This window comes from Streptomyces sp. NPDC052236 (genome assembly GCF_044548015.1).
Lineage (GTDB): Bacteria > Actinomycetota > Actinomycetes > Streptomycetales > Streptomycetaceae > Streptomyces.
In genome coordinates this window covers 300,753-317,071 of sequence record NZ_JBIUBL010000006.1, presented here as the reverse complement: position 1 = coordinate 317,071, position 16,319 = coordinate 300,753, and the positions used below count along the sequence as shown (strand labels likewise).

Annotated in this window: 15 protein-coding genes and 1 pseudogene; 7 read left to right on the top strand and 9 right to left on the bottom strand. The window is 69.0% G+C overall.

Annotated elements, in window-relative coordinates; all coding sequences use genetic code 11:
- Nucleotides 1–14 precede the first annotated feature (14 nt).
- From ACIHCQ_RS13645 to ACIHCQ_RS13625, 5 genes are all read right to left on the bottom strand, one after another.
- The gene (locus ACIHCQ_RS13645; protein ID WP_399661398.1) at nt 15–1,610 is read right to left on the bottom strand and encodes an FAD-dependent monooxygenase; all 1,596 of its coding nucleotides are present in this window, start codon (nt 1,608–1,610) and stop codon (nt 15–17) included.
- A 154-nt stretch (nt 1,611–1,764) separates the two neighbouring features.
- Nucleotides 1,765–2,682 carry an amino acid ABC transporter permease gene (locus ACIHCQ_RS13640; RefSeq protein WP_399661396.1) on the bottom strand — a complete coding sequence of 306 codons (918 nt, stop codon included), beginning with the start codon at nt 2,680–2,682 and terminating at the stop codon, nt 1,765–1,767.
- The gene (locus ACIHCQ_RS13635; protein WP_399661394.1) at nt 2,679–3,344 is read right to left on the bottom strand and encodes an amino acid ABC transporter permease; all 666 of its coding nucleotides are present in this window, start codon (nt 3,342–3,344) and stop codon (nt 2,679–2,681) included. The genes ACIHCQ_RS13640 and ACIHCQ_RS13635 overlap by 4 nt, the downstream gene beginning before the upstream one ends.
- A 74-nt stretch (nt 3,345–3,418) precedes the next feature.
- A complete protein-coding gene (locus ACIHCQ_RS13630) occupies nt 3,419–4,267 on the bottom strand; it encodes a glutamate ABC transporter substrate-binding protein (protein ID WP_399661392.1) in 849 nt (282 codons plus the stop codon).
- Nucleotides 4,268–4,356: 89 nt separating this feature from the next.
- Complete coding sequence (locus tag ACIHCQ_RS13625) at nt 4,357–5,142, bottom strand: amino acid ABC transporter ATP-binding protein (RefSeq protein ID WP_399661390.1); 786 nt, start codon at nt 5,140–5,142, stop codon at nt 4,357–4,359.
- Between the two features lie 284 nt (nt 5,143–5,426).
- On the opposite strand from ACIHCQ_RS13625, the gene ACIHCQ_RS13620 reads away from it, so the two are divergent.
- A complete protein-coding gene (locus ACIHCQ_RS13620; protein ID WP_399661388.1) occupies nt 5,427–6,194 on the top strand; it encodes a response regulator transcription factor in 768 nt (255 codons plus the stop codon).
- Nucleotides 6,195–6,199: 5 nt separating this feature from the next.
- Nucleotides 6,200–7,600, top strand: coding sequence for an ATP-binding protein (locus ACIHCQ_RS13615; RefSeq protein ID WP_399661385.1), 1,401 nt, complete (start codon nt 6,200–6,202; stop codon nt 7,598–7,600).
- On the opposite strand, the gene ACIHCQ_RS13610 is transcribed toward ACIHCQ_RS13615, so the two are convergent.
- Nucleotides 7,597–8,598: a TAXI family TRAP transporter solute-binding subunit gene (locus ACIHCQ_RS13610; protein WP_399661467.1), complete on the bottom strand. Its 1,002-nt coding sequence runs from the start codon at nt 8,596–8,598 to the stop codon at nt 7,597–7,599. The two genes, ACIHCQ_RS13615 and ACIHCQ_RS13610, sit on opposite strands and share 4 nt — an antisense overlap.
- Before the next feature lie 791 nt (nt 8,599–9,389).
- The gene (locus ACIHCQ_RS13605; RefSeq protein WP_399661383.1) at nt 9,390–9,920 is read right to left on the bottom strand and encodes a TerB family tellurite resistance protein; all 531 of its coding nucleotides are present in this window, start codon (nt 9,918–9,920) and stop codon (nt 9,390–9,392) included.
- Nucleotides 9,921–10,218: 298 nt separating this feature from the next.
- On the opposite strand from ACIHCQ_RS13605, the gene ltrA reads away from it, so the two are divergent.
- The 3 genes and pseudogenes from ltrA to ACIHCQ_RS13590 all read left to right on the top strand — a co-directional run.
- Nucleotides 10,219–11,253, top strand: coding sequence for a group II intron reverse transcriptase/maturase (gene ltrA / locus ACIHCQ_RS13600; protein ID WP_399661381.1), 1,035 nt, complete (start codon nt 10,219–10,221; stop codon nt 11,251–11,253).
- 2 nt (nt 11,254–11,255) lie between these two features.
- Nucleotides 11,256–11,534, top strand: a complete 279-nt coding sequence (locus ACIHCQ_RS13595) for a group II intron maturase-specific domain-containing protein (protein WP_399661379.1) — start codon at nt 11,256–11,258, stop codon at nt 11,532–11,534.
- Nucleotides 11,535–11,738: 204 nt separating this feature from the next.
- Nucleotides 11,739–12,597: pseudogene (locus ACIHCQ_RS13590) on the top strand (IS1380 family transposase); the annotation flags it as partial.
- Between the two features lie 163 nt (nt 12,598–12,760).
- Here ACIHCQ_RS13590 and ACIHCQ_RS13585 read toward each other — a convergent pair.
- Entirely contained in the window at nt 12,761–13,564 is an 804-nt protein-coding gene (locus ACIHCQ_RS13585; protein WP_030241602.1) for an SDR family NAD(P)-dependent oxidoreductase, read from the bottom strand.
- An 87-nt stretch (nt 13,565–13,651) separates the two neighbouring features.
- On the opposite strand from ACIHCQ_RS13585, the gene ACIHCQ_RS13580 reads away from it, so the two are divergent.
- Together ACIHCQ_RS13580 and ACIHCQ_RS13575 are read left to right on the top strand one after the other, a co-directional pair.
- Complete coding sequence (locus tag ACIHCQ_RS13580; RefSeq protein WP_399661377.1) at nt 13,652–14,503, top strand: helix-turn-helix transcriptional regulator; 852 nt, start codon at nt 13,652–13,654, stop codon at nt 14,501–14,503.
- A 257-nt stretch (nt 14,504–14,760) separates the two neighbouring features.
- Nucleotides 14,761–15,150, top strand: a complete 390-nt coding sequence (locus ACIHCQ_RS13575; protein WP_399661375.1) for a hypothetical protein — start codon at nt 14,761–14,763, stop codon at nt 15,148–15,150.
- A 114-nt stretch (nt 15,151–15,264) separates the two neighbouring features.
- Here ACIHCQ_RS13575 and ACIHCQ_RS13570 read toward each other — a convergent pair whose 3' ends face one another.
- Nucleotides 15,265–16,239: a hypothetical protein gene (locus tag ACIHCQ_RS13570; protein WP_399661373.1), complete on the bottom strand. Its 975-nt coding sequence runs from the start codon at nt 16,237–16,239 to the stop codon at nt 15,265–15,267.
- Between the last annotated feature and the right edge of the window lie 80 nt (nt 16,240–16,319).

Below are 16,319 nucleotides of genomic sequence, written 5' to 3'. Positions count from 1 at the left end.
AGCGCCCGGGTGGGTCAATTGATGTCCGCGGTACGGTCACTGCGCGCCGCCGCAGGCAGGCCCCCGCGTGCCGCGTCGGCCGCCGCGTACAGCTCGGCGGGCCGCACCCCCGCGAACGACGCGACCAGGTGCCCGTCCGGCCGCACCAGCAGTACGGTGTGCGCCGCGGCCCCCGGGTAGGTCTCCGTCACCAGCAGCTCGGCCCGTACGGGCAGCGCGGTGACCGCCGCCGCCAGCCGCGGCATCACCCCCGCGGTCATCCAGTGCCGCCTGTCCCACACCCCCGTGCCGGGCGCGACCAGCACCACCAGCAACTGCCCCCGCCCCAGCCGGTCCCGCAGCCGCGCGCTCGTCCCGTCCGGCGTGGTCACCCGCGCGTCCGCGACCGGCGCGCCCGCTTCCGTACCGACGAGCGTCTGCGAGGCGGCGTGTTCGGGTGCGAGGGGGGAGTGCGCGTAGACGGGAGGCGCGCCCAGCGGGCCGTGCCCCAAGTGAGCGTCGCTGAGCAGGGCGTCGTGCCCGCGCGCGGCGCCCGGGAGGTACGTGCGCAGTGCGCTGCCGCCCCGCAGTACCGGCAGCGACTGGTCGGCGGCGCGCAGCCGCGCGGCCACGGCGGTGCGCCGCTCCGCCTGGTAGCTGTCCAGCAGCGTCTCGGACGCGCCGTGGTGCCACGCCTGGGCGAGCTTCCACGCCAGGTTGTCGGCGTCCCGAAGCCCTTCGTCGAGCCCCTGGGTGCCGAGCGCCCCGAGCAGATGGGCCGCGTCCCCCGCGAGGAACGCCCGGTCCACGCGCCAGCTCAGCGCGAGCCGGTGGTGCAGCGTGTATACGCCGGTGTCGAGAAGCTCGTACGGCGGTGTCTCACCGCACCAGCCGGCCAGCGTGTTCCGCACCCGCGCCACCAGCGCGTCGGGGGTGACCAGTTCACCGCGGGGCGCGAGCAGCCAGTCCAGCCGCCAGACGCCGTCCGGCAGCGGGCGTGCCGTCACCTCGTCGCCGGCCGCGGGCCAGGGCGGCTGCCGGTGCAGCGACGCCTCGCCGGGCCAGGGCAGTTCGGTGCGCAGGGCGGCCACGGCATGCCGTTCCACGGCCGTACGCCCCGGGAAGCGGATGGCCAGGAGCTTGCGTACGGTCGACCTGGCGCCGTCGCAGCCGACCACATGACTTCCGCGCCACCAGGTCGCCCCGGGGCCCATGGTGTGCACGCTGACCCCGCTCGCGTCCTGCTCCAGCGCGTCGAGGCGACTGTCGGCCACGAGCCGGATCAGCCGCTGGTGGGCGACGGCGGTCCGCAGCCCGCGCGTCAGGGCGTGCTGGGGGATGTGCAGCGGCGAGGGGGTGCTGTCGCCGCCGAGGGAGAGCTGTCGTACGTCCTGTTTGCGGCGCATCGAGCGCCAGCCGCTCCAGCGGGCGCCTTCGTCACGGACAGTGGAGCAGCCGAGCCGTTCCACCATGGCAGCCGTGTCAGGCCGCAGCACGACGGTGCGGGCGGGGCGCGGCTGTTCCTTGCCGTCGCCTTCGTCGAGTACGACGGAGGGGACACCCTGCATGGCGAGTGCCAGGGAGAGCGTGAGTCCGACGGGCCCCGCACCGACGACGATCACGGGGTCCACGAGGTGACTCCCGGGGCCCGAAGGGTCGTGCGGGGAGGTGCGGTGGGAGCCCGGTACGCGATCACAGAACGTATGCAACCCACTGCGAGTGCCCCCGTCAAGCGACGGAGGCAGCGGCGCACGCGCCGCTGCCTCCGGGGTACCTCATATGCCGTCAGATTTTGCCGACAGGCCCTCCGGGCTCGTGATGCTCCACAGTCCCCGGAGTCGCGAGTTCCTCGACGGCGTCGACGCCCACCACGGCGCCCGTGCTCTTCTTTGCGCGCCGCAGCCTGCGCTCCAGCCAGCTCGCGAACGAGGTGAGCGAGAAGTTCACCGCGAGGTAGATCACCGCGATGACGGTGAAGGTCGCGATGGTGTTCGCGCCGTAGTTCGCGGCCAACGGACGGGCCGACGCCAGCAGCTCGGAGAAGGTCAGGACCGCGCCGCCGAGGGCGGTGTCCTTCAGGATGACCACCATCTGGCTGACGATGGCGGGGAGCATGGCGGTCACCGACTGCGGCAGCAGCACATGGCCCATGATCTGGCCCTTGCGCATGCCGATCGCCTTGGCGGCATCTGTCTGGCCCTGAGGAAGGGACAGAATGCCGGCCCGGACGATCTCGGCGAGCACCGAGGCGTTGTAGAGCACCAGGCCGGTCACCACGGCGTACAGCGGACGCGATTCGCTGCTGATGTTGGTGTACTCGGCGTACACCGCGTTCGAGGTGATCATCAGGATCAGTACCGGGATGGCGCGGAAGAACTCCACGACGATGCCGGACGGCATCCGCATCCACAGATGGTCCGAGAGTCGGCCGATACCGAACAGCGCTCCGAGCGGCAGCGCGATCACCAGGGCGAGGGCCGCAGCGATCAGCGTGTTCTCAAGGCCCGGCCAGAGGTACGTCTCCCAGGGCTGGGAGCTGGTGAAGAACGGTTTCCACTTGACCCAGTCGAGCTGGTTCTGGGCGTTGAGGGCGTCGTACACCCACCAGAGCGCAGCCGCGAGAGCGACCAGGAACACCACTGTGTAGAGGATGTTGCGCCGCTTGGCGCGCGGCCCCTGAGCGTCATAGAGAACGGATGTCATCGCTTCACCGCCACCTTCTTGCTCACCCAGCCGAGGATGAGCCCGGTCGGGAGGGTGAGGCAGAGGAACCCGAACGCGAAGACGGCGGAGATCAGCAAGAGTTGAGCCTCCGCATCGATCATGCCCTTCATCAGGTACGCCGCCTCGCCGACGCCGATCGCGGCGGCGACCGTGGTGTTCTTGGTCAGTGCGATCAGTACATTCGCCAACGGATTGACGACCGAGCGGAAGGCCTGCGGGAGGATGATCAGCCTCAGTACCTGGGTGAAACTCATCCCCAGGGCGCGCGCCGCTTCCGCCTGTCCGACCGGCACCGTGTTGATACCGGACCGCAGCGCCTCGCACACGAACGCGGCCGTATAGAGGCTCAGCGAGAGCACGGCGAGCCTGAAGTTGATGTCCGTGAAAACGTCGGCCCCGAGGGTGACCCTGAGCGTCTGGAAGAGGCCCAGCGACGAGAAGACCATGATGACGGTCAGGGGGATGTTGCGGACCACATTCACATAGGCAGTGCCAAAACCGCGCATCAGGGGGATCGGGCCGACCCGCATGCCGGCCAGCACCGTTCCCCAGATAAGGGAACCGATACTGGAGTAGACGGCGAGTTTCACCGTCACCCAGAAGGCCCCCAGTACGTCATAACCTTCAAGAAAGTCGAACACGATCTCCCGCGCTTCCGCATGTGGGAGGGCTGGGCGCGCCGCCCTCAGGGGCGGCGCGCCTCATGAGCCCTGCTTCACTTGACGATGTTGCCGATCTTCGGGGCGGGCTCGTTCTTGTAGTTGGCGGGGCCGAAGTTGTCCTTCACGGCCTTGTCCCAGGCGCCGTCGGAGAACATCTTGGTCAGCGCCGCGTTGATCTTGTCCTTGAGCTCGGTGTCGCCCTTCTTCAGGCCGATGCCGTAGTTCTCGTTGCTCATCTTGAAGCCGGCCAGCTTGAACTTGCCCTGGAACTCCTTCTGCGCGGCGAAGCCGGCGAGGATGGAGTCGTCGGTGGTCAGCGCGTCGATGACCTTGTTCTCCAGGCCGGTGAGGCACTCGGAGTAACCGCCGTACTCCTGCAGCTGCGCCTTCGGGGCGAGCTTCTCCTTGACGTTCTTCGCGGAGGTCGAGCCGACGACCGAGCACAGCTTCTTGTCGTTCAGGTCGTCCGGGGACTTGAACGAGGTGTCGTCGGCGCGGATCAGGATGTCCTGGTGCGCCAGCAGGTACGGACCGGCGAAGTCCACCTTCTTCATGCGCTCGTCGTTGATCGAGTAGGTGGCGGCGATGAACTTCACGTCACCGCGCTCGATCGCCGTCTCGCGGTCGGCGCTCTTGGTCTCCTTGAACGTGATGTCCCCGGGCTTGTAGCCGAGCTCCTTGGCGACGTACGTGGCGACGTCGACGTCGAAGCCGGTGTACTTGCCGTCGGGCGTCTTCAGGCCCAGGCCAGGCTGGTCGATCTTGATGCCGATTGTGATCTTGCCGCCGCCGGCCGAGCCCGAGCCCGAGTCGTCGCCTCCGTCATCGGAGCCACAGGCGGTGGCCGTCACGGCGAGCGCGAGCACAGCGGCCGAAGCGGCAGTGACCTTACGAAGCTTCATGGTGGATTTCCCTAGAGTTGACGCGACGTGGGTGATCAGCTGGTCCATGACTTAAAGACTGGACTGTGGACTCAGTGGGCTCAATGAACTCAGTGGTGCAGGATCTTCGAGAGGAAATCCTTGGCGCGGTCACTGCGTGGATTGCTGAAGAACTGGTCGGGCGTGGCCTCTTCGACGATCTTCCCGTCCGCCATGAAGACGACGCGGTTGGCCGCAGAACGGGCGAAGCCCATCTCATGGGTGACGACGACCATCGTCATGCCCTCACGGGCGAGCTGCTGCATGACCTCCAGCACCTCGTTGATCATCTCCGGGTCGAGCGCGGAGGTCGGCTCGTCGAAGAGCATGACCTTCGGGCCCATTGCCAGCGCCCGCGCGATGGCAACACGCTGCTGCTGACCACCGGAGAGCTGCGAGGGGTACTTGTCGGCCTGCGTGGCCACACCCACCCGGTCCAGCAGCGCGCGAGCCTTGTCCTCGGCGGCCTGTTTGTCCATCTTGCGAACCTTGAGCTGGCCCAGCATCACGTTCTCGAGCACCGTCTTGTGCGCGAAGAGGTTGAACGACTGGAAGACCATGCCCACATCGGCGCGCAGTCTGGCGAGCTCCTTGCCCTCGGCGGGCAGCGGCTTGCCGTCGATCGAGATCGAGCCCGAGTCGATCGTCTCCAGGCGGTTGATCGTGCGGCACAGCGTGGACTTGCCGGACCCGGAGGGCCCGATCACGACCACGACCTCGCCACGGGCGATGGTCAGGTCGATGTCCTGGAGCACATGCAGCGCGCCGAAGTGCTTGTTGACATTGCTCAGCACGACCAGATCGCCCGACGCGGGTGCAGCGTCCTCGACGCCCTTGGTCACTGAAACTCCGCTCATCGGCTTCTTGCTCCGTCCGCCTCGGTTGGGGAGGACCATAGTCACGGGCTGCGACCAGCGTCATTACATCTGAGGGGAAATTGAGCATAACGATCCGGCCTCAACCGGACACTATGCGTGAAGAGGGCACTGCGAGGCGTACCGGGTACGTAACGGAAACCCCCGTGTAACCGTGGGTCTCTTGACTGTCCGGGCGCTCATCGGCCTTTATGCCAAAGTACGCCGAAAGTTTGCCCGAAGTCCGCCGGACGATCTCCGGACGATCTCACGAGGGAAGGGGGGCCATGAGACTGCTGCTCGTCGAGGACGACAACCACGTCGCCGCCGCCCTCTCCGCTGTACTCGCCAAGCACGGCTTCGAGGTGGTGCACGCCCGCAACGGCGAGGAGGCGCTCCATGCCGTGCTGCCCGCGACACACCCGGACAAGCCGCCGTTCGGCGTCGTACTGCTGGATCTGGGCCTGCCCGACCAAGACGGCTACCAGGTGTGCGGCAAGCTCCGGAAGCTCACCTCGACCCCCGTGATCATGGTGACCGCGCGGGCCGACGTGCGCTCGCGGATCCACGGGCTCAACCTCGGGGCTGACGACTATGTCGTCAAGCCGTACGACACCATGGAACTGCTCGCTCGTATCCACGCCGTCGCCCGGCGTACGTCGAGCGGGGACGAGGCCGGTAAGGACGCCGGTACGAGCGGCGGCGGTACGGCCGGTGCCGGCGGCGCCCGTACGGCCGGCGGCGAGCGCGTCACGCGGCTCGGCCCGGTCACCATCGAGCTCTCCACCCGCCGCGTCAGCGTCGACGGCTCGCCGGTCCAGCTCACCCGCAAGGAGTTCGACCTGCTGGCGCTGCTCGCCCAGCGGCCCGGGGTCGTCTTCCGCCGCGAGCAGATCATCAGCGAGGTGTGGCGCACCAGCTGGGAGGGGACCGGGCGCACGCTGGAGGTGCATGTGGCCTCGCTGCGCTCCAAGCTCCGGATGCCCGCCCTGATCGAGACCGTGCGCGGCGTCGGCTACCGGCTTGTCGCCCCCGCCGGCACGTCAGGGCCGTAGCCCCGGTGCGTACCCGACTCCTTCCGCTGCTCATCGTCCTCATGGCGGGCGTGCTGCTCGCGCTCGGTTTCCCGCTCGCCGTGAGTGTCGCCTCCGCTCAGCAGCAGCGGGTCGTCGTCGACCGGATCGACGACACCGTGCGCTTCGCGGCGCTCGCCCAGTTCGTCACCGAGACCTCGGGACAGAAGGAGCGGAGCGCCACGCTTCAGGAGCAGCTCGACCGCTACCACGACACGTACGACATCAAGGCGGGCGTCTTCGACCGCAACGGCGGTCCCATGGCCAGCGCCCCCAAGAACTGGACCGTGCCGCCGCGCGGCGACACGGGGGAGGCCAGGGAGGCGTTCGAGGAAGCGCTGTCGGGGCGGCGCAGCCAGGACCCTGCGCAGGTGTGGCCGTGGCAGCAGGGCGGGCGGCTCGTGGTCGCCTCACCGGTCGTACGGGACGGGGACGTTGTCGCCGTCGTGTTCACCGACTCGCCGACCAGCCAGCTGCGGACCCGGGTCCTGCAGGGCTGGCTCGTGATCGCGGCCGGTGAGGCCGCGGCGATGCTGCTCGCCGTCGGCGCGGCGTTCCGGCTCACCGGCTGGGTGCTGCGGCCCGTACGAATCCTGGACGCGGCCACCCACGACATCGCGACCGGGCAGCTGAACTCCCGGGTCGCGGCGGCGAGCGGGCCCCCGGAACTCAGACGCCTGACCCGTTCGTTCAACGAGATGGCGGACAACGTCGAAGAAGTACTGGAACAGCAGCGGGCGTTCGTCGCCGACGCCTCCCACCAGTTGCGCAACCCGCTCGCCGCGCTGATGCTCCGTATCGAGCTCCTCGCCCTCGAGCTCCCCGAGGGCAATGAGGAGATCGCCTCGGTCCGTACCGAGGGCAAGCGCCTGGGGCAGGTTCTGGACGACCTGCTGGACCTGGCGCTGGCCGAGCATGCCGCCGCGGACCTCCGGCTCACCGACATCGGGGAGCTGGCCGCCGAAAGGGTCGCGGCCTGGCGGCCACTCGCCGAGGAGAAGGGCGTCCGGCTGACGGGGCCCGCGGGCGCGGTCACCGCCTGGGCCGATCCGATCGCGCTCTCCAGCGTCCTGGACGCGGTGATCGACAACGCCCTGAAGTTCACGCCGCCGGGCGAGGAGGTCAGGGTCTCGGCCGCGTCCAACGGTTCCGCCTCCACCGTCGTGATCGCCGACGGCGGACCGGGGCTGACGGATGAGGAGCTGGTCCGTATCGGCGACCGCTTCTGGCGCAGCAGCCGCCATCAGAACGTCAGGGGGTCGGGGCTCGGCCTGTCCATCTCGCGGGCGCTGCTGGCGGCGGGCGGGGGCTCGATCGCGTACGCGCACCATGAGCCGGGCGGACTGCGGGTGACGGTCACTGTCCCGCGTACGAGCCCTACGGCCTAAGGCTTGACCGAGCGGTAGTAGCGCCTGGCCCCTTCGTGCAGCAGCAGCGGGTCCGTGTAGACGGCGGTCCGCAGATCCACCAGCTGGGCGGGGTGCACAGACTTGCCGATGTGGTCCCGGCTTCTGATCACCGTACGGGTCACACCCTCGGTCAGCGCCGTGTCGATCCGGTCGGTGGTGACCAGCAGATTCGCGACCGCCACGGTCGGCACGGGCTGCGACGGCTGCGCGTTGAGATAGGCGTCGGCGGGGATCACGGCGGAGCGGTAGTAGCTGGTGGCCGCCGCGCCCGTGGCGTGCAGCTTGTCGATGAGTTGCTTCTCCAGCGGGACCAGCCGGATCGGGAAGCGCTTGGACAGCTTCTCGATCGCGTTGGTGGGCAGCCCGCCCGACCAGAAGAACGCGTCGATCTCGCGTTTCTCCAGCAGCCCCGGCACGGTGTTGATCCCCTGCTGGACCGCGTCGATGTCCTTCTCCGGATCCAGCCCGGCGGCGTCCAGCAGCCGCTCGGCGATGATCCGCACGCCCGACTCCGGCTGGCCGACGCCCACCTTCTTGCCGCGCAGATCGCCGAACGACGCGATGGGGGAGCCGTCCGGCACGATGAGCTGCGTGTAGTCGTCGTACAGCCGGGCGCAGCCGCGCAGCCGGCCGGCGTCCTGCTTGCCGTCCCGGATGTACTTGGCGACGGCGTCGGCGGTCGCGATGGTGAAGTCGGCCTCGCCGGTGGCCACGCGCTTGAGGTTCTCCTGCGAGCCCTGGCTGTTCCGCAGATCGATCTTCACATCCGGCAGGTCACGGGCCAGTGCCTGCTTCAGCAGTACGCCGTACCGCTCGTAGACGCCGCTCTGCGTGCCCGTACTGAACGTGATGGCCCCGCGCGGCGACTGCTCCCGGATCGGCAGCAGCCACCACAGCAGCAGCCCGAACACCGCCAGCGCGGCGGCCGCGCCCTGGAGGGCACGGCGGCGGCTGATGTGCGAGAGGGCCGGGAACATGGCGCGATCCTGCCAGTTCACGCGCCGTACTGGCCAGGGGCCACTGTGACGGCCAGGCCGGGCCGGGCCCTGCGGCGGGAGCGCGGGCGGGGTCGGCGGGTCGGGGGACACATGCGTACCGCCTACCCGGGTGGCATGACCGCGCAGGACGCCCCCAATCGAAGCTACGAGATCCGCACCTACGGGTCGTGACTTTCACAATTCAGATGCCCCGTTGATGCTGGTCAGCGGAGTTCCCTGCTGCTGGCCCCAGGAAGGGGTCTGTATGCCGTTCTGAGCCCCGATCTCGTCGATGAGCATCTCCCCCTTCCGCGGGTGCGACGACGTCGCACAGGTCGACCGCAGGCGGTGGAGGGCTCACCGCCAGCTACGGAATCCTGCGACGTCGCGGAGAGACCGGCCCAGAACTCCGGGTCCTCGGTCTGCGCTGCACCGTCCGAGCTGGGACCATCAATGATCCGGTGCGGGCCCATCCGGCCAGTCCTGGGAGGGGCAGCTGGACCCGTCCGCCGGAGCGGTGCTCACGATGCGCCGGTGTGGCCGTTGTGGAGCAGGTTGCCCCAGGCCCAGCACAGGGTGGGGAAGCCAAGTTCAGCCGCGGCGAGGCGGCGGTTCACCGGATGGCGAGGTCGGCCACGGGAACGACGCGCAGCGACAGGGCGGCCAGCAGCCCACGGCGCTGCGCCGTGGGCTGCTAGCGCACCCGTGTGTTTGGTACCCCGGCCGGGCTGGCGTCGACGACGAAAGGACTCAGCTGGCGAGGCGCTCGACAACCACGACGGCCACCGTGCCTACAGGGCGAATTCGGTGGGGGAAAGGCCGAGGGCTGCACAGGCCTCGTGCATGACCTGCTGCTCGGCCGGAGCCATATAGCCGTCGGCACCGGCGATCACGATGCCTGTCTGGATCACGGCCCTGCCTCGGTCGGCTTCTAACCGACCGAGCGACTGGCCCTGCCGCCTAACCTCGCGCTTTCGCGCGCCCAGCAGACTCGGAGGTCTTCGCGATGTAGCTGATCTTGAGTCGTAAGCTCGTTGTCGCCTGCCGGTGGAAGTCCGGTCCGGGTAGCTGCCAGGAGGCCCGGTAGCAGACTGGCGGCGTCGGGGGGAAACGCCCGGCGTCGAAGCCCAGTGTCGAAAGCCCTGCAAAGGGGGAGCAAAGCAGCGGTCCGTAGCATCACGCGAAGTCTGCGGCGTCGTTAGAGGCCCGCCTTTCGGGGCGGGGACAGGGAGTGCCGAGCCCCCGAAATCAGGGTGAAGGCCATGGAAGCGGCGAAGATCCTGGAGATGCAGCCGTGAGGGACTCCCCGGCGTATGGGGCATGGAACGTTGCGACGGTGACAGCGGGAACTGGGGAGGCCCTCCCCGGCCCGGCGGCCTGCGGACAGGTGCTGCCGGAAGCTGCGCGTCCTATAACCGGGTGATCCCCGGGAAGTGGGCGCGGGCCGGGTGGGCGTCGGAGGCGGCCGTAGTACCGCTATGAGCCGGCGGACAACACAACCGTCGGCCAGGGAAGGGTCGCTGCTTCGTCGATGTGCAGGTTGTCTGGAGGGGCTTGGTGAGTGCCGTTTCGGCTAGTTCCACCACGTCGGGATCCCTGAAGCTGGATCCGGTTCGAGCCTTGCAGCATGCGCTCTACCGGGCGGCCAAGGCCGATCCCGGACGACGGTTTCACGCGCTGGGGGACAAGGTCCACCGCAGGGACGTCCTGAGGCGCGCGTGGGTGATGGTGCGTCGTAACAATGGCGCGCCGGGCATTGACGCCACCACTCTGGCTGAAGTTGAGGAGTACGGCGTTGACCGTCTCCTCGGCGAGGTGGCCGCGGAACTGCGGGAAGGGGGCTGGCGGCCGTTGCCCGCGCGCCGGGTGTTCATTCCGAAGCCCGGCTCTGCGGAGCAGAGGCCGTTGTCGATTCCTTCGGTTCGCGACCGGATCGTGCAGGCCGCGTTGAAGATCGTGCTCGAGCCGGTCTTCGAGGCCGACATGCTCCCGTGCTCGTTCGGGTTTAGGCCCAGGCGCGGAGCACACGATGCCCTCCAGGTCCTCGTGGATGAGGCGTGGCGGGGCAGGCGTTGGGTGGTGGAGACGGATATCGCCAACTGCTTTGAGGCGATTCCGCATGAGAAGTTGATGCAGGCGGTCGAGGAACGTGTCGTGGATCGGTCGGTCCTCAAGTTCCTGCGCGCGATGTTGCGGGCCGGGGTCATGGAGGACGGTCAGGTCCGTCGGCCGGTGTCCGGCACTCCGCAGGGCGGGGTCATCTCCCCGCTGCTGGCCAATGTCTATCTGCACCGGCTGGACCGGGCGTGGTCGACACGGGATCACGGGGTGCTGGTGCGCTATGCCGACGATGCGGTGGTGATGTGCGCCAGCCGCGAGCAGGCCGAAGCCGCCCTGGAGCGGCTGAAGGGCCTGCTGGCCGAACTCGGCTTGGAGTCGAAGGCGGCCAAGACCAGGATCGTGCATCTGCAGGTGGGCGGCGAGGGGTTCGACTTCCTCGGCTTCCATCATCGGTGGGTCACGTCCCGGCCGCGCGGCAATCGGGGCCCGGTTGCCTTCCTTGCCCGCTGGCCCTCGGCAAGGGCGATGCAGCATGCCCGCGACCGGATCCGTGAACTCACGGACGGCGCAGGCTGTTGCGGCCGGTCAAGGTGATCGTGGAGGACGTGAACGCGTTCCTGCGCGGATGGGCTGCGTATTTCCGGTTCGGGAACTCGGCCCATGTCTTTGACCAGATCGGCTCGAACGCGCGGATGCGGATCGGCGGTTTCCTCGCCAAGAAGCACCGGCGCACCAGGAAGTTCGGCTGGGCGGTGGTTGCCTTCGCCGCCCAGGACTCCCTGGGACTGATCGCCCTGCACGGAACTGTTGTTGCACCCAGACCCTTCCGGGACTGGCGGGGCAGGCCGAATGCCGGCGGTGAACGGCGTCGGTGAGCCGTGTGCGGGAGAACCGCACGCACGGTTCGATGCGGCGGGGGCTGGAAACGGAGCGTACGTACTACGCCACCGCGCCAGCCCCCGACCCTACGTGAGCGTGCTCGTCCATCCCTTGATCAAATAAGCGGAGAGTGCTCCTGACCTGCAACGATGGGACTTGTCTAGGGTCCTGTTGGCTGCACGGAAAGAAGCACTCTCCAGGTGAGTAAGCGTATCGGGCTGTACCCGCGTGTCCGCGTCGAGGGCGGTGGCAGCGGGGCGGTCTCGCAGGCCGGGGCGGTACTGCTGGTCGAGACGGTCCGCAAGTCCGGCCTGGACACCGCGATATCGGCGGCAATGGCGCCGTGGCGCAAGCCGCGGGCAGTGCACGACCCGGGCAAGGTCCTGCTGGATATCGCGCTCGCGACGGCTCTGGGCGGGGACTGCCTGGCCGATGTCGCCATGCTGCGGGCCGAGCCCGACGTGTTCGGCCCGGTGGCGTCCGCCCCCACCGTCTCCCGTCTCATTGACGCCCTCGCCGCAGCCGGCCCGAAGGCCCTCACGCGATCCGGTCGGCGCGGGCCGAAGCACGGTCGCGGGTCTGGGAGCTGGCCGGGGCGACGGTCCGGCCGCCGACGGTCACGTGATCGTGGACATCGACGGCGTGCTGGTCCTCGCGCACTCCGAGAAGCAGGACGCCACCGCGACCTGGAAGAAGACCTTCGGCCATCATCCCCTCGTCGCGTTCGTCGACCACGGGCAGGGCGGGTCCGGGGAGCCGGTGGCCGCGCTGCTGCGGCCCGGCAACGCGGGCTCCAACACCGCCGTTGACCACATCACCACCACCCAACTTGCTCTGCCCGGCCTGCCCAGACACCTGCGGAGGGGACGGCAGACGCTGATCCGCACCGACTCCGCCGGCGGCACCCACGCCTTCCTCGACTGGCTCTCCCGACCGGGCCGGTGGCTGTCGTATTCCGTCGGAATGACCATCACCGACACCATCCACCAGGCCGTGCTGAAGATCCCGAAGAAGGCATGGACGCCGGCCTACGACGCGGGCGGCACCGAGCGGCCCGGGAGGACTACAAAGCTCGGCACGCGGTTGAGTGCGGCATCAATCGACTCAAAAGGCACCGAGCTGTGGGAACAAGGTACGACAAGCTCGCGGTCCGCTACGAGGCGACCGTCCTCGTAGCGGCGATCAACGAGTGGCTGTGAACAGGGATAGAGGCGTCCCTGGCTCAGGCCCGCGCGCCACCGTCGACCCGGAGGACCGTGCCGGTCACGTAGGAGGAGCGGTCGCTCAGCAGCCAGGCGGCGGCCTGCGCGATCTCCTGCGGGTCGGCCGCGCGGCCCAGCGGGGTGTGCGCCGTGAGCCGCTCTCGGAGACCGGGTGATCCCTTTTCCCAGGTGCTTATCATCTCGGTCGCCGTGTTGCCAGGGGCGATGGCGTTGACGCGGATGCCTTCCGGGCCGTAGGTGACGGCAGCCGACTCGGTGAGGCTGTTGACCGCCCGTTTCATCGCGCCGTAAACGGGCAGCTCGGGGTTGCCCATCAGGCTGCCGACAGATGAGTTGTTGACGATGGCGCCGGTCCCGGCGGTGGTTCGGATGGCGGCGATCTCGGCGACCATGGCCAGCCAGACGCCCTTGAGGTTCACGTCGTAGAGGCGGTCGAAGTCGGCCTCCGGCAGCTGGTGCATCGGGCCGGGCTGCTGGATCGTCGCGCCGTTGTTGAAGGCGATGTCGAGCCGGCCGTAGACGTTCACGGCGCGGTCCACAGCGGCGCGCACGCCGGCCGCGTCGGCCAGGTCGCACACCACGTACTCCGCGGTGCCGCCCGCCGCCCGGATCTCCGCGGTCACCGCCTGCAGCTGGTCCTCCGTCCGGGCCGCGAGAAGCACTCGGGCGCCCTCGCGGGCGAAGAGCCGAGCCGCGGCGGCTCCGATGCCGCGTCCGGCACCGGTGATGAAGGCGACCTTGTTGGCCAGCAGGCCCAGGGCGGCAGGCGTGGTGGATGTGCCGGTGACAGGTGTGTTGTCCATGGCGCCAAGCCTGCGCCCGTCCGCGAAGCGCAACCAGGCACCGGCGGTACCTGGATCCGCGGCCCGGTGCCCCCGCACACTGGAGAGGTGGACCGACGACAACTGGCCGACTTCCTGCGCAGCCGACGCGAGCGGATCACCCCTGCCGAGGTGGGGCTGCCCGCCGGACCGCGCCGCCGCACCCCGGGCCTGCGCCGTGAGGAGGTGGCGCAGCTGGCGTACATCTCGACCGAGTACTACACACGGCTGGAGCAGGCCCGGGCGCCGCACCCGTCGCACGAGGTGCTGGCCGGACTGGCTCGGGCCCTGCGCCTGACGGACACCGAACGCGACCATCTCCATCACCTGGCCGGCACACCGCCGCTCCCGTCGGCCGGGCCCTCGCGCCAGGTACGGCAGAGCATCCTCGACCTGCTGCACCGACTGCCGCAGGCCGCGGCGACCGTAACGTCCGCGACCTTCGAGGTACTGGCCTGGAACAATCTGGCGGCAGCCCTGATGGAGGACTTCTCCGCCCTGCCGCGACGCGACCGCAACCTCGTGCGCCGTGTCTTTCTTGGCCCGCACACGCAGGGGCAGCGGCTGTACGGAGTGTCGGACGCGGACGCCTTCGCCCGCATCTCGACGCAGCGGCTGCGCGCCGCCGCCGCCCGCTACCCCGACGATCCAGAGGTCGCCGAGCTGGTAGCCGAACTCCTCGACGGAAGCGAAGAGTTCACCCGCCTGTGGCAATCCCACGACGTGTCCGCCGAGCTCACCCTGTGCAAGACCTTCCAGCACCCGCTGGTCGGCCCCGTCACCGTCAACTGCGACGTCCTCGACATCACCGACCGCGACCAGCAGGTCGTGATCTACACCGCGGTCCCAGGCTCGCCCTCCGAAGAGGCGCTACGGCTGCTGTCGGTCATCGGCACACAGCGCATGGACGTCACGCGCTGAGCCACACCGGCCGCACTTCAACGTCCCCTGATGTGGACCGACGCCGGTCAGCATCGCCCGCGCGCTTCTGAGCCCTGCCCTGCACGGCACGGCCCCTGAGCAACCACTTTCGACACACGCCCTAGCCCCACCGCCCGGTGTGCCAGCGCCTCCACCTGGACAGTGGTCGTAGCCGGCCCGGCTCCCGCCTCGGATACCGTGTTCCTCTACGGGGTGCCATAACGGATGTGACGCCCCCCACCGGAGGTAGTCAGCGTATGAGTTCAAAGCGCAGCAAGAATCCAGCCCTGCCCGTACTTGACGACGCATTCCGACTCGCGTCGGTCAAGGACGCCGAAGAGTCCACCCGTGACTTGGCCGCGCGGCTGGCCACCACCGAGCTGCGCCGCGTTTCCCACCCGGGCCGGGTCACCTGGGAGCCCACCGATCAGGGCGAGCCCGTACCGGTCCCGCCGACTGTGGTCGACGGTGACGGGGACCTGTGGCTGCGGGACCGGGGCACTGGCACCTGGACCATGCCCGAGTTCAACCCGAAGGAGTTCCCGGCCCGCTGTGGCGAGGTTCTGACGTGGAACCAGCTTGCCCGCGAGTTCGGCCCGCTTACCGCACTGGCCGACGACCGCCGCATCGGCGGCGGCCGGCGCTGACCGCGCAGCCTTCTGGGATGACCGCGCCCCTGAAGCGCCCGTTACGGGTAGCTGGGAGCTCCAGCTCACCGCCGAGCTCGACGATGGCGGCGAGCAGGTGAGCGTGGTGGTCGGTCACGATGTCTCCATGTGGCAGCCGGATACGTCGTCGCTGTCGGTGGGGTCGAGGTGGAAGAAGCGGGTGTAGCGGAGTCCGGTCTCCGGAGTGGTGTTGAACACCGCGCATAGGTGCTGCGGGTCAGCGCCGGTGACGGCGGCCTCTTCGAGGATTCGGTCCTCGCGAAGTTGCTGGGCGGTGACCGGGAGGTCGCGCAGCAGAGGCTGCATCCAGCCGGTTGTGACCGGGGCCCGGGTGTGCGCGGTCTGCGAGCTGATGAACACGTGAGGGTTGCGGGTATGTGGCCAGCGCTGGTGCCGGAGGTGGATGTAGTCGACGGCGGCCTGCTGGGTGAAGGCGTCGAGGGGGTGATCGATGTCGCCGAGTGTGAGCCGGCCGCGGGTGAAGTCGATGGCGGTCAGGGGCAGCGCTCGGGCCTGGTGCGGGTAGAGCGCATGGATGCCGACGAGGGCGATCAGCAGCTTCAGGGCGGGGTTGGTCTCGGCGGCTGCGGTCAGACGCTGGATCGTTTCGGGGCTCAGCGGCATGGGCACCGAGCTGGGCCGGGATCCCAGGCTCACGCCTCGTGCGGGGTTGGCGAACAACAGCCGTTCGCTCTTGAGGGTCTTGAACATGTCGCGCAGCGCGACGGCTTCGGTGTGCGGTGCCGCGCATTGGGCGAGGTCCCGCGCCAGGATCTGGTGCCATCGCCAGCCGTTGACCGTGGTGACCGGCGTGATCGCGAACGTCACGGCGAGACTCAGCAACGCGGCGTTTCCGAGTATGTCGGCGGCGTTCTGCTTCAGCGTGGCCACGGCGCCGTCGTCGCCGGTGAGCGCAGCGGCCAGCAGCACGGTCACCAGGAGCACCGGGATCAATGGCAGCAGCCGCAGGATGATGAGGGTTGGGCGCGGGAGCCACCTGGGGACGCCGAGCGCCCGTGACCGGCGCGGAGGATCTACTGTCTGGTTGCCGGGTGCAATGCTGGTCATCTGGTCCTCCCCTGCTCATGAGCCGACGGTAGGTTCCATTTCTTAGGTATCCGTAAGAGCGCGGTCCCCAGCGACGCTCT

Coding starts and splice junctions, on each gene's coding strand:
- ACIHCQ_RS13640 (WP_399661396.1), bottom strand. CDS start 2,682: ATGACATCCGTTCTCTATGACGCTCAGGGGCCGCGCGCCAAGCGGCGC.
- ACIHCQ_RS13630 (WP_399661392.1), bottom strand. CDS start 4,267: ATGAAGCTTCGTAAGGTCACTGCCGCTTCGGCCGCTGTGCTCGCGCTC.
- ACIHCQ_RS13625 (WP_399661390.1), bottom strand. CDS start 5,142: ATGAGCGGAGTTTCAGTGACCAAGGGCGTCGAGGACGCTGCACCCGCG.
- ACIHCQ_RS13620 (WP_399661388.1), top strand. CDS start 5,427: ATGAGACTGCTGCTCGTCGAGGACGACAACCACGTCGCCGCCGCCCTC.
- ACIHCQ_RS13610 (WP_399661467.1), bottom strand. CDS start 8,598: ATGTTCCCGGCCCTCTCGCACATCAGCCGCCGCCGTGCCCTCCAGGGC.
- ACIHCQ_RS13605 (WP_399661383.1), bottom strand. CDS start 9,920: ATGCCCCATACGCCGGGGAGTCCCTCACGGCTGCATCTCCAGGATCTT.
- ACIHCQ_RS13585 (WP_030241602.1), bottom strand. CDS start 13,564: ATGGACAACACACCTGTCACCGGCACATCCACCACGCCTGCCGCCCTG.
- ACIHCQ_RS13575 (WP_399661375.1), top strand. CDS start 14,761: ATGAGTTCAAAGCGCAGCAAGAATCCAGCCCTGCCCGTACTTGACGAC.
- ACIHCQ_RS13570 (WP_399661373.1), bottom strand. CDS start 16,239: ATGACCAGCATTGCACCCGGCAACCAGACAGTAGATCCTCCGCGCCGG.